The sequence below is a fragment of the Pseudomonas sp. GW456-L13 genome (assembly GCF_017350115.1).
Classification (GTDB): Bacteria; Pseudomonadota; Gammaproteobacteria; order Pseudomonadales; family Pseudomonadaceae; genus Aquipseudomonas; species Aquipseudomonas jessenii.
Window position 1 is genome coordinate 204580 of record NZ_JACNAS010000001.1, and the last position, 26060, is coordinate 230639.

17 protein-coding genes and 1 tRNA gene are annotated in these 26060 nt (G+C 60.8%); 14 read left to right on the forward strand and 4 right to left on the reverse strand.

Translation table 11 applies throughout. The features are described from left to right. The first annotated feature begins 21 nt into the window (after positions 1-21). Both J4D25_RS00925 and J4D25_RS00930 read left to right on the forward strand, forming a co-directional pair. Entirely contained in the window at positions 22-1722 is a 1701-nt protein-coding gene (locus J4D25_RS00925; protein ID WP_057714800.1) for a hypothetical protein, read from the forward strand. A gap of 102 nt (positions 1723-1824) precedes the next feature. Further along, a complete protein-coding gene (locus J4D25_RS00930) occupies positions 1825-3678 on the forward strand; it encodes a polyurethanase (protein ID WP_057714801.1) in 1854 nt (617 codons plus the stop codon). Between the two features lie 122 nt (positions 3679-3800). On the opposite strand, the gene J4D25_RS00935 is transcribed toward J4D25_RS00930, so the two are convergent. Beyond that, complete coding sequence (locus J4D25_RS00935; RefSeq protein WP_057714802.1) at positions 3801-4025, reverse strand: YgdI/YgdR family lipoprotein; 225 nt, start codon at positions 4023-4025, stop codon at positions 3801-3803. A gap of 197 nt (positions 4026-4222) precedes the next feature. On the opposite strand from J4D25_RS00935, the gene J4D25_RS00940 reads away from it, so the two are divergent. From J4D25_RS00940 to J4D25_RS00955, 4 genes are all read left to right on the forward strand, one after another. After that, positions 4223-5890, forward strand: coding sequence for a VRR-NUC domain-containing protein (locus J4D25_RS00940; RefSeq protein WP_057714803.1), 1668 nt, complete (start codon positions 4223-4225; stop codon positions 5888-5890). Next, positions 5887-8166: an ATP-dependent DNA helicase gene (locus J4D25_RS00945; protein WP_057714804.1), complete on the forward strand. Its 2280-nt coding sequence runs from the start codon at positions 5887-5889 to the stop codon at positions 8164-8166. Before J4D25_RS00940 ends, J4D25_RS00945 begins: the two co-directional genes overlap by 4 nt. A gap of 125 nt (positions 8167-8291) precedes the next feature. Continuing rightward, on the forward strand, positions 8292-9194 hold the full coding sequence (locus J4D25_RS00950; RefSeq protein ID WP_057714805.1) for a zeta toxin family protein: 903 nt from the start codon (positions 8292-8294) through the stop codon (positions 9192-9194). Between the two features lie 100 nt (positions 9195-9294). Next, positions 9295-11211 carry a PAS domain-containing sensor histidine kinase gene (locus J4D25_RS00955; protein WP_057714806.1) on the forward strand — a complete coding sequence of 639 codons (1917 nt, stop codon included), beginning with the start codon at positions 9295-9297 and terminating at the stop codon, positions 11209-11211. Here J4D25_RS00955 and J4D25_RS00960 read toward each other — a convergent pair. Then, positions 11189-12550 (reverse strand): sodium:proton antiporter, encoded by a 1362-nt coding sequence (locus J4D25_RS00960; protein ID WP_057714807.1) that lies wholly within the window; start codon positions 12548-12550, stop codon positions 11189-11191. The two genes, J4D25_RS00955 and J4D25_RS00960, sit on opposite strands and share 23 nt — an antisense overlap. Positions 12551-12748: 198 nt before the next feature. Further along, complete coding sequence (locus J4D25_RS00965) at positions 12749-13903, reverse strand: MalY/PatB family protein (protein ID WP_057714808.1); 1155 nt, start codon at positions 13901-13903, stop codon at positions 12749-12751. 289 nt (positions 13904-14192) lie between these two features. Here J4D25_RS00965 and fdnG point away from each other — a divergent pair, with 289 nt between their 5' ends. From fdnG to J4D25_RS01000, 7 genes are all read left to right on the forward strand, one after another. Next, complete coding sequence (fdnG, locus tag J4D25_RS00970; protein WP_157858924.1) at positions 14193-17258, forward strand: formate dehydrogenase-N subunit alpha; 3066 nt, start codon at positions 14193-14195, stop codon at positions 17256-17258. Beyond that, entirely contained in the window at positions 17259-18194 is a 936-nt protein-coding gene (gene fdxH, locus J4D25_RS00975; protein ID WP_057714811.1) for a formate dehydrogenase subunit beta, read from the forward strand. Next, positions 18191-18856, forward strand: a complete 666-nt coding sequence (locus J4D25_RS00980) for a formate dehydrogenase subunit gamma (RefSeq protein WP_057714812.1) — start codon at positions 18191-18193, stop codon at positions 18854-18856. Before fdxH ends, J4D25_RS00980 begins: the two co-directional genes overlap by 4 nt. 3 nt (positions 18857-18859) lie before the next feature. After that, entirely contained in the window at positions 18860-19786 is a 927-nt protein-coding gene (fdhE, locus tag J4D25_RS00985) for a formate dehydrogenase accessory protein FdhE (RefSeq protein ID WP_057714813.1), read from the forward strand. Positions 19787-19837: 51 nt separating this feature from the next. Further along, a complete protein-coding gene (gene selA / locus J4D25_RS00990; RefSeq protein WP_057714814.1) occupies positions 19838-21268 on the forward strand; it encodes an L-seryl-tRNA(Sec) selenium transferase in 1431 nt (476 codons plus the stop codon). Continuing rightward, a complete protein-coding gene (selB, locus tag J4D25_RS00995) occupies positions 21265-23172 on the forward strand; it encodes a selenocysteine-specific translation elongation factor (protein WP_057714815.1) in 1908 nt (635 codons plus the stop codon). Before selA ends, selB begins: the two co-directional genes overlap by 4 nt. A gap of 19 nt (positions 23173-23191) precedes the next feature. Further along, positions 23192-23287, forward strand: a tRNA-Sec gene (locus tag J4D25_RS01000). Between the two features lie 8 nt (positions 23288-23295). On the opposite strand, the gene J4D25_RS01005 is transcribed toward J4D25_RS01000, so the two are convergent. After that, on the reverse strand, positions 23296-24624 hold the full coding sequence (locus J4D25_RS01005) for an OprD family porin (protein ID WP_057714816.1): 1329 nt from the start codon (positions 24622-24624) through the stop codon (positions 23296-23298). A 262-nt stretch (positions 24625-24886) separates the two neighbouring features. Here J4D25_RS01005 and J4D25_RS01010 point away from each other — a divergent pair, with 262 nt between their 5' ends. Beyond that, complete coding sequence (locus J4D25_RS01010) at positions 24887-25618, forward strand: hypothetical protein (protein ID WP_057714817.1); 732 nt, start codon at positions 24887-24889, stop codon at positions 25616-25618. The last annotated feature ends 442 nt before the right edge of the window (positions 25619-26060 follow it).

Here is a 26060-nt window from a genome sequence, read left to right on the forward strand (position 1 = left end):
TGACGCAAAGGAAGCAAGAAAATGGGACTGTTTGATTACAAAAATGCCGGCAGTGAGGCCGGCAAGGCGTTGTACTCCGACGCGATCGCGCTGGCGCTGTACGCGTATACGCCTACCGGCCAGCCACTCCCGGCGACCGCCTGGGCGCCAATTGGTGCCTCGGCCTTGGGCTATCAGGGCAAGGTTGGCACCCAAGGTACCTTCTATGGCGAGAAGGACGGCTTCACCAGCGCCGAAGCCGAAATCCTCGGTAAATACGACGGGGCCGGGAACCTGATCGGCCTGGGCATCGCCTTCCGTGGCACCGGTGGCCTGGGGTACAGCGACACCTTCGGCGACATGAAAAACAACCTGTTGGCCGCAGTCGGTCCGGTGGATTATGCGAGCAACTACGCGAAAAACGCTTTCGACAGCCTGCTCAAGAGCGTCGCTGCATTCGCCATCGCCCACGGCCTGAGTGCCAGGGACGTTGTGGTCAGCGGGCATAGCCTTGGCGGTTTGGGGGTCAACAGCCTGGCGGAGTTGAGTGGCAATGACTGGGGCGGTTTCTTCAAGGACGCCAACTACATCGCCTTCGCTTCGCCAACCCAAAGCGCCACCGGCAACAATGTGCTCAACATCGGTTATGAGAACGACCCGGTGTTTCGGGTGCTCGACAGCACTACCTTCAGCAGTGGCTCACTGGGCAAGCACGATGGTCATCAGGATTCAGCGACCAACAACGTCGTCAACTTCAATGACCAGTACGCCTCCACCGCGCAGAACCTGGTGCCCTTCAGCATTCTCAACCCGCTGAACTGGTCGGCCCATGGATCGCCGGGTTACGCCGACGGACTGAACCGGGTGATCGACTCTGCCTTCTATGACCTGACCGGGAAGGATTCGACCCTGATCGTCTCCAACCTGTCGGCGTCGTCTCGCGGCGCCACCTGGGTCGAGGACCTCGGGCGCAGTGGCGAGCCGCACACGGGCAGCACGTTTATCATCGGCACCGACAGCGCCGATTGGCTCAAGGGCGGCGCCGGCAATGACTTCATCGAAGGCCGGGACGGCAACGACCGTTTCCGCGACGACGGCGGCTTCAACATACTTTTGGGCGGCAAGGGCAACAACACGTTCGAACTGCTCAAGCCACTGCAGAACTTCAGCCTCGCCAACGATGGCGATGGCACGCTGTTCGTGCGTGACGCCTATGGCGGCATCAGCATGACCCGGGACATCGGCGCGCTGGTGAGCCAGGAGTCCGGATCATGGTGGAGCACCAGGGACATCACCTGGACCGTCACCGGCAACGGCCTGCTCAACGGCAACGAACTGACCCGCTACAGTCATTCGCTCAACGGCGATGCCCTCGGTAATACGCTGTTGGCCGACGCCCAGGGCGACTGGCTGTTCGGCAACGGCGGCGATGACGTATTGCGCAGCGACAAGGGCCACGTGACCTTCGTCGGCGGCAACGGCAACGACGTGATGCATTCCACCGGGGACGGCAGCAATACCTTCCTGTTCAGCGGCGCTTTCGGATTTGATGCGATCAATGGCTACCAGGGCAGTGACACCCTGGTGTTCATGGGCGTTGAAGACGCGGGGCAGGGCTATGACTACCGACAGCATGTCTCCCAGGCCGGTCAAGACACGGTGCTGAAGGTTGGCGAGTTTTCCGTGACCCTGGTCGGGGTGGGGCTGGATAACCTGTCGACTTCCGGTTTTGTGTTTGCCTGACAGATTTTTGTAACAGCACTGGAGGCTCCGGGCATCTCGCGATCGAGGTGTCCCGGCTGTGAGCTATCTCTGACAATTCCAACAAAGAGAGAGGCAATACCCATGGGTGTGTACGACTACAAGAACCTTGGTACAGAAGACGCCAAAGCGTTGTTCACCGACGCGATGGCAATCACGCTGTACTCCTATCACAACCTCGACAACGGCTTTGCCACCGGTTACCAGCACAACGGTTTCGGCGTGGGCCTGCCGGCAACGTTGGTGACCGCGCTGATTGGCGGCACCGACTCCCAAGGGGTGATTCCCGGTATCCCCTGGAACCCCGATTCGGAAAAGGCCGCACTGGACGCGGTACAGAAAGCCGGTTGGACACCCATCACCGCCGCGCAGCTGGGTTATGACGGCAAAGTCGATGCACGGGGAACCTTCTTCGGTGAAAAGGCCGGCTATACCAGCGCCCAGGTGGAAATCCTCGGTAAATACGACGCCCAAGGGCACCTCACGGAAATCGGCATCGCCTTTCGCGGCACCAGTGGCCCTCGTGAAAGCCAGATCAGTGACTCCATCGGCGATGTCATCAATGACCTGTTGGCGGCATTGGGTCCACAGGATTACGCGAAAAACTATGTGGGTGAAGCGTTCGGCAAGCTGCTCGCCGACGTCGCGGCGTTTGCCCGGGCCAACGGGTTGTCCGGTAATGACGTGCTGGTCAGTGGTCACAGTCTCGGCGGGCTGGCAGTCAATAGCCTGGCGGATTTGAGCCGCGAAAAATGGGGCGGTTTCTTCCAGGATTCCAACTACATTGCCTACGCCTCGCCAACTCAAGGCAGCAGCGACAAAGTGCTGAACGTCGGCTATGAAAACGATCCAGTGTTCCGCGCGCTGGACGGTTCGGCGTTCAACCTGGCATCGGTCGGTGTGCACGATGCCGATCAAGCCTCGGCCACCAACAACATTGTCAGCTTCAATGACCACTACGCGTCGACCGCATGGAATCTGCTGCCGTTTTCCATCCTCAACATTCCGACCTGGATTTCCCACTTGCCGACCGGTTATGGCGACGGCATGACCCGGGTGCTGGAGTCACGGTTCTACGACCTCACCAGCAAAGACTCGACCATTGTTGTTGCCAACCTCTCGGACCCGGCGCGGGCCAACACCTGGGTCCAGGACCTGAACCGCAATGCCGACATCCACAAAGGCAGCACTTTCATTATCGGCAGTGACGGCAACGACCTGATCCAGGGCGGCAAGGGCAACGACTATCTGGAAGGCCGCGACGGCAACGACACCTTCCGTGATGCCGGTGGCTACAACGTCCTTTTGGGCGGCAACGGGCACAACGTGCTCGACTTGCAGCAGTCGGTGAAAAACTTCGACTTTGCCAACGACGGCGCCGGCAACCTGTACATCCGCGATGCCAATGGCGGCATCAGTATCACCCGTGACATCGGCAGCATCATGAGCAAGGAGCCGGGCTTTTTATGGGGGCTGGTCAAGGATGACGTGACCCACAGCGTCACCGCAAACGGGCTGGCGGACGGCAACCAGCTGACCCGGTACGAGTCGTCGATAAAGGGGGGCATGGGGAACGATACGCTCAAGGCGCAGGCGGTCGGCGATTGGTTGTTCGGTCTCGACGGCAACGATCATTTGATCGCAGGCAAGGGCAACGACGTCTTGATCGGCGGGGCCGGCAACGACCTGCTGGAATCGGGGGGCGGGATCGATACGTTCCTGTTCAACGGCGCGTTTGGCCACGACCGGGTGCTGGGTTATCAGGCGAACGACAAACTGGTGTTTCTCGGGGTGCAGGGTGTTACGCCGGACGACGACTTCCGGGCCCATGCCACCGTGGTGGGGCAGGATACCGTGCTGACGTTTGGCAATGATTCAGTGACATTGGTCGGGGTCGGGCTGGACAGTTTGTCGGGTGCGGGGATTGTGATCGCCTGATGGTGAGTTGGCGCCGGTAAGGGCCTCTTCGTCGGAGCGCCGCCCGGACCAGGCCCACTCCCGCAAGGTTGGCGCATACCCTGTGGGAGCGGGCTTTCCCGCGATGAACGATAACGCGAAATTCAGTCTTCCCTGCGAATCGTGGCCACTTCATCGGCCTTGACTTTCACTTTCGCCCCGGAAATATCTTCGAACTCGAAGAAGCCATCCTTTGTCTTGGTTTCCGGCATGTCCTTGGTCAAATACTGGGTGCCGTTCTGCAGGGTCACCACCGTTGGCGTCGAGCAACCGGCCAGCATCAGCAGGGCCGCCGCCGCCAAGGGCAAGCCCAATGTCTTGATGTCCATAATCACCTCCCGTACGTTTTGAAGCAGCACCATCAGCTCGAGGCTGTCACCGTTTCTCTCTGGCGGTTGGTGCCGCCCGGGGGCAGAAAGTTCTACTGCCCGGAAAAAATACCGTACAGCGCCGCCATTTATCCTTTTCCGATTGCGCCGCGCAGGGCGGAACTGGTATCTGTACGCATAACCAGTATTCGCTCGCCATGGCCCATTTCCCTGTGACTGCAAATCCCCTCGACGATCCGTTCTACTACTTGAACAACTTCATGCAAGTGCTTGATTGGCTTGAGCAGCGCTCAAGCGATTTGTTGAGCGTCGAAGAGCAGCGCTTCACACATGAGTTTAAGCGGTTGCCCCGTGAATCGCAGGCGCTGCTGGTCAGAATGGTGATGCGCAAAGGCGTTCATTTCAGGGCGAGCAAGCTGCATTACGACGAAATCGGCGATATCGGCACCGCCGCCGGCCCGCTGCTCGAGCTGGGTTGGGTCGAAGGGCAAATGCCCATCGCCATCGACGAACTGTTCGAGGTGCTGCTCAAGGCAGAAATCCTCCAGACCTTTGCCGCTGTCATCGATCAACCCAAAGGCAAGAAAGCCGATTGGTTGCCGGCGCTGTGCGAGCAGTTTCCCCAGGTGCAAAGCTTCAACGACTGGTGTCCGAGCCTGGACGAGCGCCTGTTCAGCCTGACCATCATGCAATTGTGCGATCGCCTGCGCCTGATGTTTTTCGGCAACCTGTATCAGGACTGGTCGGAGTTCGTATTGGCCGACCTCGGTATCTACACCTACGAAAAAGTCGAATTCTGTGCCGAGTCCCGTGGCTTGCGCAGTCGCGAAGACGTGGATGCCTGCGTCCTCCTGCACGCATACCAGCAACAGTTCGAGGCCGGTGAAGCGCTGGAAGAGGTGGCCGAGCGGATCAAGGGCCTGGCGCTGGACAATCCGTGGTTGCAACGCCGGCGCGGCAAGCTGCTGTTCCAGATGGCCCAGTACTGCGAACGCATCGCCGATTTCTCCATGGCCCTGAACCTGTACCGCGAATGCGCTTTTCCCGGCGCGCGTGCGCGCCTCATTCGCGTGCTGGAACGCAGCGGCCAGTTTGAACAGGCGATGGACCTGGCCGTGCAGGCCGAACAGGCACCGCAAAGCGCCGCGGAACACCAACAGTTGCTTCGCGTCCTGCCACGTCTGCTGCGCAAGCTCGGCGGGCCGCCCATCAAGCGGGCAGCACCTCGGGAAATGCAGCGCCTGGACCTGCAATTGCCCAGGACAGACCCGGCATTATCGGTGGAGTTCTATGTTCAGGCGCATCTGGCGCAAGATTCGGCGCCGGTGCACTACGTGGAAAACAGTCTGGTCAATTCATTGTTTGGCCTGCTGTGTTGGCCAGCGATCTTCGCGCCTTTGCCGGGGGCGTTTTTTCACCCGCTCCAGCGCGGGCCGGTGGATTTGCTCAGCGAAGACTTCCATGTCCGCCGGGCCGAACTGTTTCAGGCTTGCCTGGCCGAACTCGACGACGGGCGCTACCGGCAGACCATCCGCGAACGTTATGCCGCCAAGTGGGGCGTGCAGTCGCCGTTCGTGTACTGGAGCGTGCTCAGCGAAGAGTTGCTGGAGCAAGCCCTCGATTGCCTCCCGGCCGAGCACCTCAAGTACTGGTTCAACCGCCTCTTGCTGGACATCAAGGCCAATCGCGCCGGCATGCCGGACCTGATCCAGTTCTGGCCGCAGCAAAAGACCTACCGCATGATCGAGGTCAAGGGCCCGGGCGATCGCCTGCAGGACAACCAGTTGCGCTGGCTGGAGTTCTGTCATGAGCACCAGATGCCCATCGCCGTGTGCTACGTGCAATGGGCGGAGCAGGGCGATTGAGCTACAGCATTGCGGTGCGGGCGCTGTGCGAGTTCACCGCCAAGACCGGCGACCTCGACCTGCGCTTCACACCGTCACCGACCGCGCTGGAAGGTATCGTCGGGCACCGTACGGTGGCCTCGCGGCGCAGCGAGGGTTACCAAAGCGAAATTGCCCTTGAGGGCCAGTATCAAACCTTGACGGTCAAGGGCAGGGCGGATGGCTATGACCCCGGGCAAAACTGCCTGGAGGAGGTCAAGACCTACCGCGGCGACTTGAGCAAACAACCGGCCAACCACCGCCAATTGCATTGGGCCCAGGCCAGGATCTACGGCTGGTTGATGTGTCGGAAACTGGACCTGTCGCGGATCAATCTGACACTGGTGTATTTCGACATCGTCAGTGAAAAGGAGACCTGCCTGGTCGAGTCTTTCGACGCCATCGAGCTGCAACAGTTCTTCGAACGGCATTGCGCGCAGTTCCTGCAATGGGCCGAACAGGAAGTCGCCCATCGAGAAGGGCGCAATGTGGCTGCGCAGGGCCTGGCCTTTCCCCATGCCGGTTTTCGACCGGGGCAGCGTCATCTGGCCGAATCGGTGTTCAAGGCCGTCAGCACGGGGCGCTGCCTGATGGCCCAGGCGCCCACGGGCATCGGCAAGACCCTGGGCACCTTGTTCCCGATGATCAAGGCGCTAGCGCCGCAGCAACTGGACAAGGTGTTCTTCCTTACGGCGAAAACCCCGGGACGGCAACTGGCCCTGGACGCCGCGCATGTGATGCTTGCCAGCGCCGATGCGCCGCCGTTGCGGGTGCTGGAGATGATCGCCCGGGACAAGGCCTGCGAACATCCGGACAAAGCCTGCCACGGCGAGTCCTGCCCACTGGCCCGGGGGTTCTACGATCGCCTGCCCGCCGCACGGCAGGCGGCCAGTCAACTGAGCCTGTTGAACCAGAGCGCCTTGCGCGAGGTCGCCCTGGCGCACGATGTCTGCCCGTATTACCTGAGCCAGGAAATGGCGCGTTGGGCCGACGTGGTGGTTGCCGACTACAACTATTATTTCGATTTCAGCGCGTTGCTGTTCGGTCTGGCCCAGGCCAACAACTGGAAGGTCGCGGTGCTGGTCGACGAAGCCCACAACCTGGTGGAGCGCGGCCGCCAGATGTACAGCGCCAGCCTCGACCAGGCGACCTTCAACGGCGTGCGCAAAACCGCGCCCGAAGCGCTGAAAAAACCGATGCAACGGGTCAACCGCGAGTGGAATGCCCTGCATAAAGCGCAAACCGGCGCCTATCAGGCCTATGACAAGGCGCCGGAAAAGCTCCTGCAGGCGCTGTCATCGTGCAGCGCCAACATCGGTGACTACCTCAACGATCACCCTCAAGGCCTGGACAGCGCACTGCAGGGATTTTACTTCGACATGCTGCACTTTTGCCGGGTCGCCGAACTGTTCGATGGGCAGTTCCTGTTCGACATCAGCAAGCGCAACCTCGAGCGCCAGCGCAACCTCTCGCAACTGTGCCTGCGCAATGTAGTCCCCGCCGGCTTCATCCGCCCGCGCCTGACCGCCGCGCGTAGCACGGTGCTGTTTTCCGCGACCCTCAGCCCCCGGCACTATTACGCCGATTTACTGGGAGCGCCGCAGGACACGGTGTGCATCGACGTCGAGTCGCCGTTTCACGCCGATCAACTGCAAGTGCACATCGTCGACCAGATCTCCACGCGGTTCGTACATCGCCAGTCCTCTCTCGAACCGATCGTGGACTTGATCGCCAGACAGTTCTGCAAACGCCCCGGCAATTACCTGGCGTTTTTCAGCAGTTTCGAATATTTGCAGCAGGTGGCGCAGTTACTCGCCGAGAAACATCCGAATATCAGTCAGTGGTCGCAGTCCCGAGGCATGGGCGAAGCGCAGCGTCAGCAGTTTCTCGACCAATTCCACGCCGAAAGCCAGGGCGTCGGCTTTGCGGTATTGGGCGGGGCCTTTGGTGAAGGCATCGATTTGCCCGGCGCCAGGCTGATCGGCGCGTTTATCGCCACGCTGGGGCTGGCGCAACTCAATCCGGTAAATGAGCAACTGAAACGGCGCATGGCCGCCATTTTCGGTGCCGGTTATGACTACACCTACCTTTATCCCGGCGTACAGAAAGTGGTTCAGGCCGCTGGACGGGTCATCCGCACGCAACAGGATCAAGGAGTGGTGATGTTGATCGACGACCGTTTTGGCGAGCACAAGGTCAGGCAATTACTGCCGCGCTGGTGGTCGATTGCGCCAACGATTTTTCGCTCTGCGCCGTAGGAGTCTTTACCTTTAAAAACAAATACATACCTTGATTAAAACAAAGAATTGAACAATCAGCGCCAGCACGCTTTATTGGAAAGGCTAGATGTCACAACCCAATTCTTTGATAAGGAAATCAAGGTATGTCAGAAGCACCGAAATACAACTATTCCTCAGACGACGTGATCAAGGCGTTCGACGAGATCTTCCCTGCGCTCTTCGTCGGCAAAACTGCTGAAGCCATCCCAAAGTTGCTGATCACCGCCGGAGTGGAGGGCTCGGGCAAGACTTACTTGTTGGAAAAAAGCTTGCTGCCATCCGGGAATTACGGGAACTACATTCGACTGTACCTGCCTGAATATCGAAAAAAACACCCGCATTACGCCGACATGATCAAGCTCGGCGTTTTGCACGCCTACGAACATACAGAAGCGTTTGCCAGGGAACTCGGTGAGAAAATCTTCGCCAACGCGCTTTCTCAAAGATGCAACATCATCATGGAGTGCGCGTTCGATGACATCGGTTTTGCCGGATTGGCAAAATTTGTTCCCGGTTATCAACTCGAAGTCCATGTCGTGGGCTGCAATCACGCGTTCGCCCATCTGTCCAGCATCAAAAGAGCATTCTCCAGCCTGGAAAAGCAGGAGATGGAACGGTTTGTCAGCTATTCGAGACTCGAATCGAGCATCAGTAACGCCCCTGCGGTTCTCGTTGCGTTCGAGTTCATCGCAAAGACAGTGAGTGGCTCGCAAATCTTCCTGTACGAGCGCGGTCTGGGCACGCTGAGCGAACGGGTACTGCGTGCTCACAGCACCTATACCCTGGACCCAAATGGGAATCTGAACGAAGTTTCAACGTTGCTGCCATATGCGTACAGGGCCTATGACACTATCCTCAGAAGGTCCGTCTATTCGATGGAGGAGCGTGACGAGATGGTCAGGGAATGTCATCTGCAGCTGCTTAAAACCAGCAAATATGACAAACAGGTTCCCGATTTTGTCTACAACGACCTTTACTCCTATATCACCAAATACGTGTATCGCTAAGCCGGGATTGCAGGCTATGAAGCAAACTGCCGCAGTCATGGCTTTCCAAATTGGCAGTTTGTCTCATACTCCAGAAAAACAATCATGACGCGAGAACTCAATGAGCGAGGATCGAAACAGGCCGAGTACCGTTGAGGACAAGCGCTTTCGCCTGTTGATCGATGCAGTGATCGACTATGCGATCTACATGATTGATCCCGACGGCATCATTACCAGCTGGAACGCCGGCGCCAGGCGTTTCAAGGGCTACGAGGAAGCCGAGATCCTCGGTCAGCATTTCTCGCGCTTCTACACCGATGACGATCGCCGTGCCGGCTTGCCCCAGCGGGCACTGGACACGGCGATTCGTGAAGGGCGTTTCGAGGGCGAAGGCTGGCGGGTACGCAAGGACGGCACACATTTCTGGTGCCATGTGGTCATTGATCCTATCTTCGACCCGTCGGGTACGTTGCTCGGTTTCGCCAAGATCACCCGGGACCTGACCGATCGCAAAATGGCCGAGGAAATCCTCAAGCAAAGCGAGCAGCAGTTTCGCCTGCTGGTGCAGAGCGTTACCGACTATGCGATCTACATGCTTTCTCCGGACGGCCGGGTGAGCAACTGGAACCCCGGCGCCCAGCGCATCAAGGGTTACTTGCCGGAAGAGGTCATTGGCCGGCATTTTTCGATGTTCTACACCCCGGAGGATCGCGATGCCCGCGAGCCACAACGGACGCTGGATATCGCCGTTCGTGAAGGGCGCTTTGAAAACAAGGGCTGGAGGATGCGCAAGGATGGTACGCGGTTCCTCGCCCATGTCATCGTCGACCCGATCTGGGGTGACACCGGCACATTGCTCGGTTTTGCCAAGATCACCCGGGACATCACTGAAGTCACCCAGGCGCAGCAGGCGCTGGAGCAAACCCGTGAGGCCTTGTTCCAGGCGCAGAAAATGCAGGCCATCGGCCAGCTCAGCGGCGGGATCGCCCACGACTTCAACAACCTGCTGACGGTGATCCTCGGCAATCTGGAAATCGTGCGCAAACGGGTGACGGATGACCCCAAAATAACCCGCCTGATCGACAACGCCACCCAAGGTGCCTTGCGCGGTGTATCCCTGACCCAGCGCATGCTGGCGTTTGCCCGACGCCAGGAGCTCAAGTCGGTACCTGTGCGGATACCGGCGTTGGTGGAAGGCATTTCCGGGCTATTGCGCAGTTCCCTGGGGCCGTCGGTGAAAGTCGAAACACGCTTTCCCGAGGATCTTGAACCGGTGATGGCGGACATCAATCAACTGGAACTGGCCGTACTGAACCTGGCGACCAACGCCCGCGACGCCATGCCCCACGGCGGGACCATCATCTTCAGTGCCAGGACCGAGGAGGTCACCGGCGGCGCCTCATCCCTGGCCGCGGGGCGTTATGTGTGCCTGAACATTGCCGATACCGGCGAGGGCATGGATGAAACCACGCTGGCCTCGGCGATGGACCCCTTCTTTACCACCAAGGGCGTCGGTAAAGGTACGGGCCTGGGGTTATCGATGGTCCACGGTTTTATCGAGCAATTGGGTGGGCGCTTCATCCTCAAAAGCAACAAGGATCAGGGTACGACGGCCGAGTTGTGGTTGCCGGTTGCCACCCGGGGTTCGGTGGCTGAGCCTGTAGCGCAAACGCAGACCGTGGAAGTGCCCCGCCTGTGCGTACTGGTGGTGGACGATGACAGTCTGGTGTTGACCAGCACCAGTCTGCTGCTCGAGGACCTCGGGCACCGGGTCATCAGTGCGCCTTCCGGAGCCAGGGCGCTGGAGCTGTTCGGCAGTGAACCGGATATCGATCTGGTGATCACCGACATGGCCATGCCACAGATGAGTGGCGCGCAACTGGCCAACGCCATCAGGCTCATTCGGCCGAGCGTGCCGATCATCCTCGCCACCGGTTTTGCCGAACGCCTGGAAGGCATTGCCGAGCGTCTACCTCGTTTGTCGAAACCCTTTACCCAGCTCAACCTGGTGGAAGTCATTGCCTTGGCGATGAAGTGACGCGGCGGTTATGCCGTTCATAGCGGGCAAGCATCGGCTGGGTGCTGATGCCGTGGACCAGAATGCTCAGGGCGACCACCGAGAGCGTCAGGTCGGCACACACCGTTGCCACTGAAGGCAGCAGATCGTGGTTCAAGGCATAGAAAAGGTAGTAGAAACTCCCGATGCCGCGAATTCCGAACCAGCCAATCAACCAGCGTTGCGGGCCATTGAGCAGCGAACCCCATGGCATCAGCCAGACCGTCAGCGGGCGAATCATCCCGAACAGCACCAACGCGACCAGCAACGCCCGCCAGTCCCAGTGCGCGATCAGCACAATACCGAGCAAGGTGACCAGAAAAACTTCCATCGCCCGTTCCACCAGGCTGCCGAACGACAGCATGTCGCCCATCATGATCCCGGCGGCGACTTGCGTGTCTTCCAGGTGCTCCACATTGCCGAGCACGGCCGCCTCGGGTTCGACATGCTGATGACCGACCACCGCTTGAACCAGGTGTTCGGCCGGAGTGTGGGCGTCACTGCTTGTCCTGACCTCGGCCCGGCGCAAGCCCAGGCCGGCGGCAAACACCGAGAGGAACCCGTAGCCGCCGATGGTTTCGGCCACGACGTAAGCCAGTGCGATCAAGGCCAGGGCAAGGTAGTCATTGGGGGAAAACGTGCTGTCGGCATTCTTGATGCGCATGAACAACGTCAGGTGACCAATACCGCGCCCCATCCAGTAACCGGTCAGCAGTCCGACGGGCACGCCCCACAACAGGCGCTTGAAAAACCAGTCATCCAGACCGCTGCCAAAGCTGCCGTTTTGCTGCAAAAACAACAGTCCCAGAATCACGAACGGGAAAGCGATTCCGTCGTTAAGTCCTGCCTCGCCCGAGAGCCCGAACCGCACCGGATCATCATCCTTGGCGTCATTGACCTGAACCAGCGAGGCCAGGACCGGATCGGTCGGCGCCAGTATCGCCCCGATCAGCAGCGACGGCCCCCACGCCAGTCCGAAAGCGAAATGCAGCAGCAGGCAGACGCCGACAATGGTCAGCACCATCACCGGTCCCGCCAGGACGAACGCCACTCGCCATCGGCGATCACGAAGAGGAGGTCGCAGCTTGAGCCCGCAGACAAACAATGAAAACAGCACCGCGACTTCCGTCAGGTGCTCGATCCAGAACGCCGCCTCCTTGATATCCAGCCTGAGCATACCCAGGCCCGCCGGCCCGATGGCGATGCCCAGGACCAGGCACACCGCCGAAGTGGTGACCGGCATCCAGCGCAGGTACGACGAAGTCAGTGCCAGGGTCAGCAACACCGCGCCCAACACCGCCACCCAGGCAACGAAACTCATGGCTCAGATCCCGAAACAACCGTCAGTGCAGGGCTATAGGCTGTTGAGCATTGAAGGGCTGCATCGGTTCAATTATTACCTGAAGGAGTGAGCCTGCTCGCGATAGCGCCGTGTCAGGCAACACATTGCCGACTGACAGGACGCCATCGCGAGCAGGCTCACGCCCACAAGGGGATAGGCTACGGCTAGAGGGGCGGGTCAGGCCTTGAGATGGCGCAAACTGCGCTCCATCCGCGCAATGCCTTCTTCCAGCAGCGACCGTGGGCAGCCGAAGTTCAGGCGCACGAACTGCTTGCAGCCATCGCCGAAGTCCAGGCCGGCGCTCAAACCCACCTTGGCCTGTTCGAGGAAAAACTGCTGCGGATCGTCCAGCCCCAGTGCCGTGCAGTCGAGCCACGCCAGGTAGGTGCTTTGCGGCAGGTTCATGGTGATGCCCGGCAGGCGGGTGTGTACGGCCTCGGCCAGGTAATCCCGGTTGCCTTGCAGGTAGACCTTCAGCTCGGCGAGCCATGGCGCGGCTTCGCTGTAGGCGACGCGGGTGGCTTCCATGCCCAGCGGATTGACGCTGTCGACCATGCCGCAACGGGCGTGGTTGACCTTCTCGCGCAGGTGGCGGTCCTGGATGATCATGAACGAGGTCTTCAGGCCGGCGATGTTGTAGGCCTTGCTCGCCGACATCAAGGTGATGGTGCGCTGGGCGACCTGCGGGCTCAGGGTTGCCATCGGAATGTGCTGGCGGCCGTCGAAGCACAACTCGGCGTGGATCTCGTCGGAAATAATCCAGGCATCATGCTCAAGGCAAATGTCGGCAATGGCTTGCAGCTCTGTGCGGGGGAAGGCCTTGCCCAGCGGGTTATGCGGGTTGCTCAGCAGCAGTGCGCCACCACCTTGCAGCGACTGGCTCAGGGTATCCAGCGGCGTTGTGTAGGTGCCGTCGGCTTGCGCATCGAAATTCAGTTCGACCTTGTTCAGCCCCCAATGCCCGGGCGCATGACGCAGCGGTGGGTAGTTCGGCACCTGCACAACGACATTCTGTGGCGCCTGAACCAGTGCCTTCAGTGCCATGTTGAAGCCGGACTCGACGCCCGGCAGGAAAATCAGCTCCTGGGGCTCGACGCGCCAGGCGTACTTGTTCCAGAGGTCGGCAACGATTGCCTCGCGCAGGTCATCCTGGGCCACGCTGTAGCCGACCATCGGGTGTTCCAGTCGTTTTTGCAGGGCCTGGATGATCATCGGCGGCGCGGCGAAATCCATGTCGGCGACCCACATCGGCAACACATCGGCGGGGTAGCGGCTCCACTTGGTGCTGCCGGTGTTGTGGCGGTCGAACACCTGATCAAAATCGAAAGTCATGCGGGGTCTCGTAACGGCAGGTTGGTTATGGCGCCATGATAAGCGCCAACCCCCTGTAGGAGCGAGCTTGCTCGCGATGGAGTGTCAGTCGACACTCACTCAGCTGATACACCATCGCGAGCAAGCTCGCTCCTACAGTGGGTAGTGTCTGGAGGGCCGACGGTCGGCTGTCATGGTGAATTCGACAGCATTGACTACAGTTTGTAGTGTCGGCAGCCAGACTGCCCCGACCGTGGTTGTTCGAAAAAGCCCGGCCATGTACCGGGTTCCACCTGATCAGGAGTGCACGATGGATCTCAGCCGTCGTCAGTTCTTCAAGGTCGCCGGCATCGGCCTTGCAGGCTCTAGCCTGGGTGCGTTGGGCATGGCCCCGACGCTTGCCTTTGCCGAACAGGTGCGTCACTTCAAGCTCGCCCACACCCATGAAACCCGCAACACCTGCCCGTATTGCTCGGTCGGTTGCGGCTTGATCATGTACAGCCAAGGCGATACGGCGAAGAATGTCGCGCAAAACATCATCCACATCGAAGGTGACGCCGACCACCCGGTCAACCGCGGCACCCTTTGCCCTAAAGGCGCAGGCCTGCTGGACTTCATTCACAGCCCCGGCCGCCTGCAATACCCGCAGGTACGCAAACCCGGCAGCACCGAATGGACCCGTATCTCCTGGGATGAAGCGCTCGATCGCGTCGCCGACCTGATGAAGGCCGACCGCGACGCCAACTTCATAGAGAAGAACGCCGAGGGGCAAACGGTGAACCGCTGGCTGACCACCGGTTTCCTCGCGGCATCGGCTGCGTCCAACGAAGCCGGCTATATCACCCACAAGGTGGTGCGCAGTCTCGGCATGCTGGGGTTCGATAACCAGGCGCGTGTCTGACACGGCCCGACGGTGGCAAGTCTTGCCCCGACGTACGGCCGTGGTGCCATGACCAATACCTGGACCGATATCGCCAACGCGAATCTGGTCCTGGTGATGGGCGGCAACGCAGCAGAAGCGCATCCGTGCGGCTTCAAATGGGTGACCGAAGCCAAGGCGCACAACAAGGCGCGGCTGATCGTGGTCGACCCGCGTTTTACCCGGACCGCCTCGGTGGCCGACTATTACGCGCCGATTCGCACCGGCACCGACATTGCCTTCATGGGCGGGTTGATCAATTACCTGCTGACCGAGGACAAGATCCAGCACGAATACGTGCGCAACTACACCGACGTGTCGTTCATCGTCAAAGCCGGCTATGGCTTCGAGGACGGGATCTTCAGCGGCTACGACGCGGCCAAGCGCCTTTACACCGACAAGTCCGGCTGGGGCTATGAGCTCGGTGAAGACGGTTTTGCCAAAGTCGACCCAACCCTGCAGGACCCACGCTGCGTCTATCAACTGATGAAGCAGCATTACAGCCGCTACAGCAAAGAACTTGCGAGCCAGATCTGTGGCATGCCGGTCGATGCCATGCAAAAAATCTGGGAGGAAATCGCCACTTGCTCGACACCGGGCAAGACCATGACCATCCTCTATGCGCTGGGCTGGACCCAGCACTCGATTGGCGCGCAGATGATTCGCAGCGCGGCGATGGTGCAACTGCTGCTGGGCAACGTCGGCATGCCGGGCGGCGGCGTGAACGCCTTGCGCGGGCACTCCAACATCCAGGGGCTGACCGATCTGGGCCTGTTGTCCAACTCACTGCCGGGCTACCTCACGCTACCCGGCGATGCCGAACAGGACTACAACGCCTACATCGTCAAGCGCACGCAAAAACCCTTGCGCCCGGGGCAACTGTCCTACTGGCAGAACTACGGCAAATTCCACGTCAGCCTGATGAAAGCCTGGTACGGCGCCAACGCCACGGCCGAGAACAACTGGGCCTACGACTACCTGCCGAAACTGGACATTCCCCAATATGACATTCTCAAGGTGTTCGACCTGATGGGGCAGGGCAAGGTCAACGGCTACATGTGCCAGGGTTTCAACCCCATTGCCGCATTGCCCGACAAGAACCGGGTGATGGCGGCGCTGGCCAAGCTGAAATGGCTGGTGGTGATGGATCCGCTGGCCACCGAGACCTCGGAGTTCTGGCAAAAGGTCGGGCCGTATAACGACGTGAACAGCGCCGACATCCAGACCGAAGTCATTCGCCTGCCCACCACCTGCTTTGCCGAAGAGGACGGTTCGCTGGTCAACAGCAGCCGCTGGCTGCAATGGCACTGGAAGGGCGCCGACGGACCGGGTGAAGCGCAGACCGATATCCGCATCATGAGCGAGCTGTTCATACGTCTGCGTCAGCGTTATCAGGCCAATGGCGGCAAATACCCCGACCCGATGCTCAAACTGTCGTGGCCGTACAAGATCCCCGAGGAACCTTCGCCGGAAGAGCTGGCCAAGGAAATCAACGGCTCCGCCACCACGGACTTCGCCGACGCGACGGGCGTGGCGATCAAGGCCAATGCGCAACTGGCCGGATTCGGCCAGCTCAAGGACGATGGCAGCACGGCGTCCGGTTGCTGGATTTTCTGTGGCAGCTGGACCGAACTGGGCAACCAGATGGCGCGGCGCGACAACAACGATCCGTACGGCATGCACCAGCATCAAGGCTGGGCCTGGGCCTGGCCGGCCAACCGGCGGATCCTCTACAACCGCGCCTCGGCGGACCTGCAAGGCAAGCCGTGGGATCCGAAAAAACGCCTGGTGTGGTGGAACGGCAAAGCCTGGGCCGGCACCGATGTGCCGGACTACAAGGCCGACGTGCCGCCGGAAGCGGGGATGAATCCGTTCATCATGAACCCCGAGGGCGTGGCGCGATTCTTCGCCGTCGACAAGATGAACGAGGGCCCGTTCCCCGAGCACTACGAGCCGTTCGAGACGCCGATCGGCATCAACCCGCTGCACCCGCAAAACAAGAAAGCCACCAGCAACCCGGCGGCGCGGATCTTCGATTCGGTGTGGGATTCCCTCGGCGTGGCCAAGGATTACCCGTACGCCGCGACCAGTTACCGGCTGACCGAGCATTTCCACTTCTGGAGCAAGCATTGCAAGCTCAACTCGATTACCCAACCGGAGCAGTTCGTCGAGATCGGCGAAGTGCTGGCCAAGGAAAAAGGCATCGTCGCCGGCGACAGGGTGCGGGTCAGCAGCAAGCGCGGCTTCATCGAGGCAGTGGCGGTGGTGACCAAGCGGATTCGTCCGCTGCAGGTCAACAATCAGGTGGTGCACCAGATCGGCATTCCGTTGCACTGGGGGTTCACCGGCCTTACGCGCCACGGTTACCTGACCAACACCCTGGTGCCGTTCCTCGGCGATGGCAACACCCAGACCCCGGAATCCAAGTCATTCCTGGTCAACGTGGAGAAAGTCTAAATGGCCAGCCAAGACATCATTGCCCGCTCGGCCACCACCACACCTGCGCCCTCGGTGCGCGGCATGGAGGAAGTCGCCAAGCTGATCGACACCACCAAATGCATCGGCTGCAAGGCCTGTCAGGTCGCCTGCTCGGAGTGGAACGAGTTGCGTGACGAGGTCGGCCATAACCATGGCACCTACGACAATCCTCAGGATCTCACCGCAGAAACCTGGACATTGATGCGCTTCACCGAGCACGAGACCGACGCCGGTAACCTTGAATGGCTGATCCGCAAGGATGGCTGCATGCACTGCGCAGAGCCCGGTTGCCTGGCGGCATGCCCCAGCCCGGGGGCGATCATCAAGCACGCCAATGGCATCGTCGATTTCGATCAGGATCATTGCATCGGTTGCGGCTATTGCATCACCGGTTGTCCGTTCAACATTCCACGGATCTCGCAAAAGGATCACAAGGCCTACAAATGCACCTTGTGCTCTGACCGGGTGGCGGTAGGGCTGGAACCGGCCTGCGTGAAAACCTGCCCGACCGGTGCCATCGTGTTCGGTTCCAAGGACGACATGAAGGAACATGCGGCCGAGCGTATCGTCGACCTCAAGAGCCGGGGTTTTGAAAACGCCGGCCTGTACGACCCCGAAGGCGTTGGCGGTACCCACGTGATGTACGTGTTGCACCACGCCGATACGCCAAGGCTGTACGCCGGCTTGCCCGATCACCCGGCGATCAGTCCGTTGGTAGGGCTGTGGAAGGGCATCAGCAAACCCCTGGCACTATTGGCCATGGGCGCAGCGGTGCTGGCCGGGTTCTTCCACTACGTGCGCGTCGGTCCGCAAATCGTCGAAGAGGATGAACATCCGGAGCCGCCGGACAACGCCGTGCACGAAGTCGATCCATCGGTGCACACCTTCGATCCCCGAGGGGAGGGCAGGCCATGAGCGACAAGACGATCCTGCGCTACACCAGCAACCAGCGCACCAATCACTGGCTGGTGGCGATTCTGTTCCTCATGGCCGGATTGTCCGGGCTGGCGCTGTTCCACCCGGCGCTGTTCTGGCTGAGCAACCTGTTCGGCGGCGGACCATGGACGCGCATCCTGCACCCGTTCATGGGCGTGCTGATGTTCGTGCTGTTCCTGGGCCTGGTGTTTCGCTTCTGGCGCGCCAACTACTTCATCGCCAATGATCGCCTGTGGCTAAGGCGCATCGACCGGGTGATGAAAAATGAAGAGGAGGGCGTCCCGCCCATCGGCAAATACAACCCCGGGCAGAAGCTGCTGTTCTGGACTTTACTGCTGTGCATGCTGGTGCTGTTGTTCAGCGGGCTGGTGATCTGGCGTGCGTACTTCAGCGAGTATTTCGGCATCACCACGATACGCTGGGCGATGTTGCTGCATGCGCTGGCCGGTTTCGTGCTGATCCTGAGCATCATCGTGCACATCTATGCCGGCATCTGGATCAAGGGCTCGGTCAGCGCCATGTTGCACGGCAGGGTCAGCCGCGGCTGGGCCAGGAAACACCACGAACTCTGGTATCGCCAAGTGACTCAAGATGAGACCCGCGGCGAAGCGCCCAAACGACCGATCACCAAAAAGGGCTGACATTTGCCAACCATCCTTGAACCCGGAGAAATCGAAGCGGCGGCCAGTTCGCCGCCGTTTCTGTACATGCCACCGCATAACCTGTTCAGCCTGCGTGGCCAGCGCCTGGAAACGCTGGCCGAAGGGCACCCGATGGCCGATTACCTGCGCCTGATCGCCGGGTTGTGCCGGGTGCAGCAACAGGTGCTGGACGACCCGCCGCCAAGCGACCCCCTTGACCGACAACGCATCGAGTTGTGCCAGCAACACGGCTTGCCGCCGTTCGCGGCCGACAGCCTGGCGCGCGAAGACGATTGGCAGCCTTACCTCGATGCCTTGTTGCAGTGCTATAGCGCACCGTCACAATCCGCCGTGGCCGATGCCGTGGACACCTTGCGCCTGGTCGGTGCCGGGCAACGTCGCGCCTGGGCGGTGGCGCTGGTCAGTGGCCAGTATTCGCTGGTGCCAGCGGCGCTGGTGCCGTTTCTCGGTGCGGCGCTTCAAACAGCCTGGAGCCACTGGCTGTTGAGTACGCCGAACCTCGCGCTAACTCCCGGCGACAGCCTCAGCCAGTGCCCGGCCTGTGGCTCGCCGGCCATGGCCGGGGTCATCCGTCATCGCGGCAAGCACAACGGCTTGCGTTATCTGGTCTGCTCGCTGTGTGCCTGCGAGTGGCATGTGGTGCGGGTCAAATGCGTGTATTGCGAACAGAGCAAGGGCCTGGAATACCTCAGCCTTGAAGATGATCGCCATGCCGCCAACCAGGCGCCGTTGCGCGCCGAAGTCTGCCCCGGTTGCAACAGTTATCTGAAGTTGCTCTATCTGGAGAACGATGCGGACGCCGAAGCGTTGTCGGCAGACCTGTCCAGCCTGATGCTCGACATGCGCCTGACCCAGGACGGTTATCAGCGTCTGGCACCCAATCTGTTGCTGGCGCCGGGAGACGAATGACCGCAGCGTCTACACTCTGGCGCGAGGGTCATTCGTTTTCAGGAGCGCCAGATGTCTGCACGCAGTGCCAGCCAACCCTTGCGTCTACCTTCCATCGACAGTTTGTTGCGTCATCCGGCGTGCCGGCCGTTGGCCGAGCGCTATGGACGCGACGCCTTGCTGGGCGCCTTGCGGCTATTGCTGGATGAACTGCGCGAAGGCGTACGGCAGGGTTTGCTTGAACCTGTGGAAGTCAGCGCCGACGTGCTGGCGGGCAGGGTCGGCGAGCGATTGGCAACCGAGCATCGCAGCCATGTGCGTCGGGTGTTCAACCTCACCGGCACGGTCTTGCATACCAATCTCGGCCGGGCGTTGTTGCCCGAGGAAGCGATTGAAGCGGTGCAAATGGCCGCGCGCTATCCGCTCAACCTTGAGTTCGACCTGCGCAGCGGCAAGCGCGGAGATCGCGACGACCTGATCGAAGGCTTGATCCGCGAATTGACCGGCGCCGAAGCGGTGACCGTGGTCAACAACAATGCCGCAGCGGTGCTCTTGACCCTCAACAGCCTGGGCGCGCGCAAGGAAGGGATTATCTCCCGGGGCGAACTCATTGAAATCGGCGGTGCCTTCCGCATTCCCGACATCATGGCCCGCGCCGGGGTAAAGCTGGTTGAGGTCGGCACTACCAACCGCACCCATGCCCGCGACTACGAGACTGCCATCGGCCCGCGCAGCGGCTTGATCATGCGCGTGCATGCAAGCAACTACAGCATTCAAGGCTTCACCACGAGTGTGGCGACGGCTGAACTGGCGCAAATTGCCCACCAACATGGACTGCCATTGCTCGAAGATCTCGGCAGCGGCAGTCTGCTGGACTTGACCCGCTGGGGTTTGCCGGCAGAGCCGACGGTGCGCCAGGCCCTGCTCGATGGCGCGGACATCGTCACCTTCAGTGGCGACAAACTGCTCGGCGGACCACAGGCTGGGTTGATTGTCGGCCGCAAGGAATTGATCGCCAGGATCAAGAAAAACCCGCTCAAACGTGCACTGCGTGTCGACAAAATGACCCTGGCGGCCCTGGAAGCGGTGTTGGGTTTGTACCGAAACCCGGACCGATTGGCCGAGCGTTTGCCGAGCCTGCGCCTGTTGACCCGGCCACAGGCCGAGATTCTCGCCCAGGCCGAGCGCTTGCGGCCGGCGCTTGCCCAAGTGCTGGGTGACGGCTGGAGCGTCAGCGCCATGCCGGCACTGGGCATGATCGGCAGCGGCAGCCAACCGGTGGCGAGGCTGGCCAGCGCAGCGCTGTGTCTGCGCCCGCTGACGTCCAAGCGCTTGCGCGGGCGCTCGCTGTTGACGCTGGAAGAAGCCTTTCGCGACTTGCCGATTGCGGTCCTGGGGCGCATCGACGATGACGCCCTGTGGCTGGACCTGCGGCAACTGGACGACGAGCCGGCATGGCTGGCGCAACTCGAACAATTACACGTGGAGGGCCGGGCAGGGTGATTGTCGGCACCGCAGGGCACATCGACCATGGCAAGACGGCGCTGCTCCAGGCGCTGACCGGTCAGGCGGGTGACCGGCGCCGCGAAGAGCGTGAGCGCGGCATGACCATCGACCTTGGCTACCTGTATGCCGAGCTGGAGGCGGATGCGCAGCTGACCGGATTCATCGACGTTCCCGGCCATGAGCGCTTCACCCACAACATGCTGGCCGGAGCGCAGGGCATCGATCTGGTGTTGCTGGTGGTGGCCGCCGATGACGGGGTGATGCCGCAGACCCGCGAGCACCTGGCGATTGTCCAGTTGCTGGGCATCCCCCGGGCACTGGTGGCGATCAGTAAGTGCGACCGGGTCGACAGCGCCCGGGTACAGATCGTGCGTGAGCAGGTCCGTACCTTGCTGGCGCCCGGAGCGTATGCCGATGCACCGCTGATTGCGCTGTCGAGCGTGACCGGCGAGGGCATCGACACCTTGCGCCAACAATTGCTGCAAGCCCAGCGTGAAGTACAGCAGCGCAGCACTGAAGGCGGTTTTCGCCTGGCGATCGATCGGGCTTTCAGCGTGGCCGGGGCCGGTATCGTGGTGACCGGCACGGCGCTGTCCGGCCAGGTTGCGGTGGGCGATACCCTGCTGTTGGGACCACAGGGCAAACCGGTGCGCATTCGCGGCCTGCACGCGCAAAACCAGGCTGCCGACCACGCTTTCGCCGGCCAGCGCGTGGCCTTGAACCTGAGTGCCGAACGGCTGGCCCTGGAACACATCCATCGCGGCCACTGGTTGCTCGCCGAAGGCCTGTATGCGCCCACCCGGCGCCTGGACATCGACATGCAACTGCTGGCCGGCGAACCACGGGCTTTCGAACACTTTCAACCGGTGCACGTGCACCTCGGCACCCAGGACGTGACCGGGCGAGTCGCCTTGCTGGAAGGCACCAGCCTGGCGCCCGGTGGACGGATGTTTGCGCAACTGCTGCTCAACACAGCGGTGCATGCAGTGAAGGGTGATCCGCTGATCCTGCGTGACCAGAGTGCCCAACGAACCCAGGGTGGCGGCCAGGTGCTCGATCCGTTTGCCCCGGATCGGCAACGCCGCAGCCCCGAACGTCTGGCTCAACTGGGTGCGCTGGCGAACAGTGCCGGGCTGGAAGATGTTTTGCCGGCGTTGCTGGCCCACAGCGACACCGGACTCGATCCGCAGCGTCTGGAGCGGCAGTTCAACCGACCGCGCAGCAGTTGGGTGTTGCCCGCTGACGTGCGCCTGATCGATACCCGTCAAGGCCCATTGCTGTTCAGTGCAAGTCGCTGGGAATCCTTGAAAGCGCCCTTAGTGGATCAGCTCGCGCATTTCCATCAACTCGAACCGGATCAGATGGGGCCGGACCGGGATCGCTTGCGTCGATTCATCGGCAGCACGCTGGAACGCCCAACGTTTATCAGCCTGCTCGACGAGTTGTTGGCCAGCGGAGACATCGCCAGCAGCGGCCCGTGGTTGCACCTGCCCGAACATCAGGTGCGCTTGAGCGAAGAGGACGAAACCCTGTGGCTACAATTGCAGCCGCTATTCGAACAGGCCGGATTCGACCCGCCCTGGGTGCGCAACCTGGGACATGACGAAGCCAGCGTCCGCGCATTGCTACGCAAGATGGCGCGCCTGGGCTTGTTGCATCAGGTGGTACGCGACCTGTTTTACACCGACAGCATGATTCGCCGATTGGCGGCTATGCTGTTGCAACTGGCGGACGCCAACCCGGTGATTCAGGTGACGGCGTTTCGTGATGCGGTGGGCCTGGGGCGCAAGCGCAGCATTCAGATACTGGAGTATTTTGACCGTGTCGGCCTGACCCGGCGCTTTGGCGATCGTCGGCAGATTTGCCTGGACAGTGCGCTGGCCCAGCGAAATGAGCTTTGATTCAGAGGCAATCATTCAAGGAAGGCAATCGCGCCCGGTGGCGCGGCCGGGCTTCAAACCCGGTTGGGGACGGCATCCGTTCCCGGGCAGGTTCGACTCCGGCTGCCTTCCGCCACTTTCCGCTCAGAACGGCCCGAAGTTCAACGGGTACTGGATGACCACGTACACCCGGTCGATGTCATCGCCGGCCTGGGCCGCGTTCGCCCGGTGCGACACATGGGACAGTTGCAGCGACAAACCCTTGGCCGTCCCGGCCTGCACGACGTAGTGCAGGTCGATGTCGCGCTCCCAGTGTCTGCCCCCGGCACCTTGTTGCGGCACGTAGGCACCGGTCGCCGGGTCGAACGGGTTGTAGGCCCCGCCTTGTGGTGCATGGGTGCCGTCGATCTGGTCGCCGGTGACGTAGCGGGTCATGAACTTCAGGCCGGGTATCCCGAAGGCAGTCAGGTCCAGGTCATAACGAACCTGCCAGGAGCGTTCGTGGGCGCCGTTGAAGTCGGCGTACTTGATCGAGTTGGCCAGGTAGATGGAATCGCCACCGACGAAATCGAATGGCGTATCACCGTCGACTTTCTGATAGGCCAGGGTGAAACCATGGGCGCCCAGCGCGTATTTACCGGACAGGCTGTACGCCGTGTTGTCGATGGCACCGGCCAGCGCCTGACCACTGTCCCTGGTGCGATAGAGGTTGGCGTCGAGGAACATCCCGGACTGTTTGAAGTGCAGGTTGCCGTAGTACTGATGCCAGGTGTCGGTCAGATCCGAGGCATACAGGGCGCCGCCAACCGGGCTTTGGGTAAACAGATCGGCGCCGACAAACGAAATGCCGCCGGCCTCGGTATTGGCGCCATAACCGAAAAAGTTGCCCTTGCCTGAAGCACTGTCCTGATTCTTGAATGCCGTGAAGTGACCGGCTTGCAGGTTCATGCCGTCGATTTCGCGGCTGTTGAGCAGAAAACCTGTGGCGTACTCCGGTTGCAGGCGTTTGTCCGCGGTATCGAACACCGGGGATTCGACCTCCATTTCGCCAAACGCCAGGGTGGTGTTCGATGCCTTGAGCTTGATCGCGCCGCCACCGCTGGAGTAATTGCTTTCGCTACGACCGTCACTGCCCACGGGCAGCAGACCGGTTCCGGAATGGCCTTTGCCACCGTCGAGTTTCAATCCAGCAAAGGCATGGGCATCGAGACCGAAACCAACTGTCCCCGGCGTGAAACCGGATTCAAAAGCGCTGATAAAACCTTGAGCCCATTCGGCTTTGTAGTTTTTTCCGGTCGGTGAGGGGGATCGATAGTCGCTGTTCAGATAAAAGTTTCGACTGAGCACGCCAAGGGTCGAGCCCTCGAAAAATCCTTCTGCGCCTTGCACCGATTCCTCGGCCGGTGCGTGGTTGGCCAGCAGGCAGAAAAACAGGGCAACAGGCGCCCTGAAGTCTTGCAGGGAAAGGATCATCAATGGGTCACCAAAGCGGCAGGGTTATGCCAGGTTCTGCCTTTGCAATGGCCATGACACTGTCCTTACGGAGGGGAGTGAGGTGGTCATGATTACGTAGATCGGGTCGGGAATATTGAATCGGTGTGCTGTCTTTGATGCCTGGTGCGCAAAGTGCGCTAGAACCCCAATTGGGCTGTCCATCGGCACGGCCCTGCAAGCGGCCGGCTATCGATTATTCTGGTAAGAGGCAAGCGCTGCCGGCCGAGGAGGGGACGCAATCATGTCTGCACAGGATCGAGAACTGCTGGACCAGGTGCTTGCCGCCCATGGCGGCCTGGTGCGCTGGAACAGTTTCAATAAGGTCTGCGCCACGATCGTCACCGGCGGCTCGCTCTGGGGCATGAAAGGGTTGACCCAGGACAGCGCTCCACGCCAGATGACCGCGTGGCTGCATGAACAAAGAGCCTCGGTGAAACCCTTCGGTGCACCGGAGCAATTCACGGCCTATACGCCGAACCGAATCGCCATCGAGAATACCGCGGGCAAGGTGATTGCCGAGCGCCATGCGCCCCGGGCATCCTTCAAGGGCCATGGGGAACACACGGCGTGGGACCCGTTGCACCGGGCCTACTTCAACGGCTATGCGATGTGGTCCTACCTGACCATGCCCTTCCTGTTCACCTTGCCGGGCGTAACCTGCGAGGAAATCGAGCCCCTGCAAGAGGGGGCCGAACTCTGGCGGCATTTGCGGGTGCACTTTCCCGACAGCATCGCAACCCACAGCACCATCCAGGACTTCTATTTCGGCGATGACTTTCTGCTGCGCCGCCACGACTACAGCGTCGATGTGAGCGGCGGCATGCCCGCTACGCAACTGGTTGGTGACTACGTCGAAGCCGACGGATTGCGCATGCCGGGCAAGCGGCGAGCCTATCGACGCAAGATCGATGGGCAGGTCAACATGGAGGCGTTGCTGGTGTCGATCGACTTGAGTGAGATCCATTACTCGTAGCAAAAGTCGTGTTTTGGCGTATACCGGCGGAGCGCGAAGCCAGCCGTCGTGTCTCCTGTGGGAGCGAGCTTGCTCGCGATGAGACCGGCACATCCAGCATTGATGCCGGCTGACACCCCGCCATCGCGAGCAAGCTCGCTCCCACCTTGTTTTGTGGTGTGACAAGCATTTGTGGGCGTCACTGAAACCTGTGGGAGCGAGCTTGCTCGCGATAAGGCCGGCACATCCAGCATTGATACCGGCTGACACTCCGCCATCGCGAGCAAGCTCGCTCCCACCTTTGTTTTGTGGTGTGACAAGCATTTGTGGGCGCCACTGAAACCTGTGGGAGCGAGCTTGCTCGCGATAAGGTCGGCACATCCAGCATTGATGCCGGCTGATACTCCACCATCGCGAGCAAGCTCGCTCCCACCTTGTTTTGTGGTGTGACAAGCATTCGATA

Excerpts from the sequence above, each read along its gene's own strand:
- J4D25_RS00925 (WP_057714800.1), top strand. The coding sequence starts at position 22 with ATGGGACTGTTTGATTACAAAAATGCCGGCAGTGAGGCCGGCAAGGCG.
- J4D25_RS00930 (WP_057714801.1), top strand. The coding sequence starts at position 1,825 with ATGGGTGTGTACGACTACAAGAACCTTGGTACAGAAGACGCCAAAGCG.
- J4D25_RS00935 (WP_057714802.1), bottom strand. The coding sequence starts at position 4,025 with ATGGACATCAAGACATTGGGCTTGCCCTTGGCGGCGGCGGCCCTGCTG.
- J4D25_RS00940 (WP_057714803.1), top strand. The coding sequence starts at position 4,223 with ATGGCCCATTTCCCTGTGACTGCAAATCCCCTCGACGATCCGTTCTAC.
- J4D25_RS00950 (WP_057714805.1), top strand. The coding sequence starts at position 8,292 with ATGTCAGAAGCACCGAAATACAACTATTCCTCAGACGACGTGATCAAG.
- J4D25_RS00955 (WP_057714806.1), top strand. The coding sequence starts at position 9,295 with ATGAGCGAGGATCGAAACAGGCCGAGTACCGTTGAGGACAAGCGCTTT.
- J4D25_RS00960 (WP_057714807.1), bottom strand. The coding sequence starts at position 12,550 with ATGAGTTTCGTTGCCTGGGTGGCGGTGTTGGGCGCGGTGTTGCTGACC.
- J4D25_RS00965 (WP_057714808.1), bottom strand. The coding sequence starts at position 13,903 with ATGACTTTCGATTTTGATCAGGTGTTCGACCGCCACAACACCGGCAGC.
- fdxH (WP_057714811.1), top strand. The coding sequence starts at position 17,259 with ATGGCCAGCCAAGACATCATTGCCCGCTCGGCCACCACCACACCTGCG.
- J4D25_RS00980 (WP_057714812.1), top strand. The coding sequence starts at position 18,191 with ATGAGCGACAAGACGATCCTGCGCTACACCAGCAACCAGCGCACCAAT.
- selA (WP_057714814.1), top strand. The coding sequence starts at position 19,838 with ATGTCTGCACGCAGTGCCAGCCAACCCTTGCGTCTACCTTCCATCGAC.
- J4D25_RS01005 (WP_057714816.1), bottom strand. The coding sequence starts at position 24,624 with ATGATCCTTTCCCTGCAAGACTTCAGGGCGCCTGTTGCCCTGTTTTTC.
- J4D25_RS01010 (WP_057714817.1), top strand. The coding sequence starts at position 24,887 with ATGTCTGCACAGGATCGAGAACTGCTGGACCAGGTGCTTGCCGCCCAT.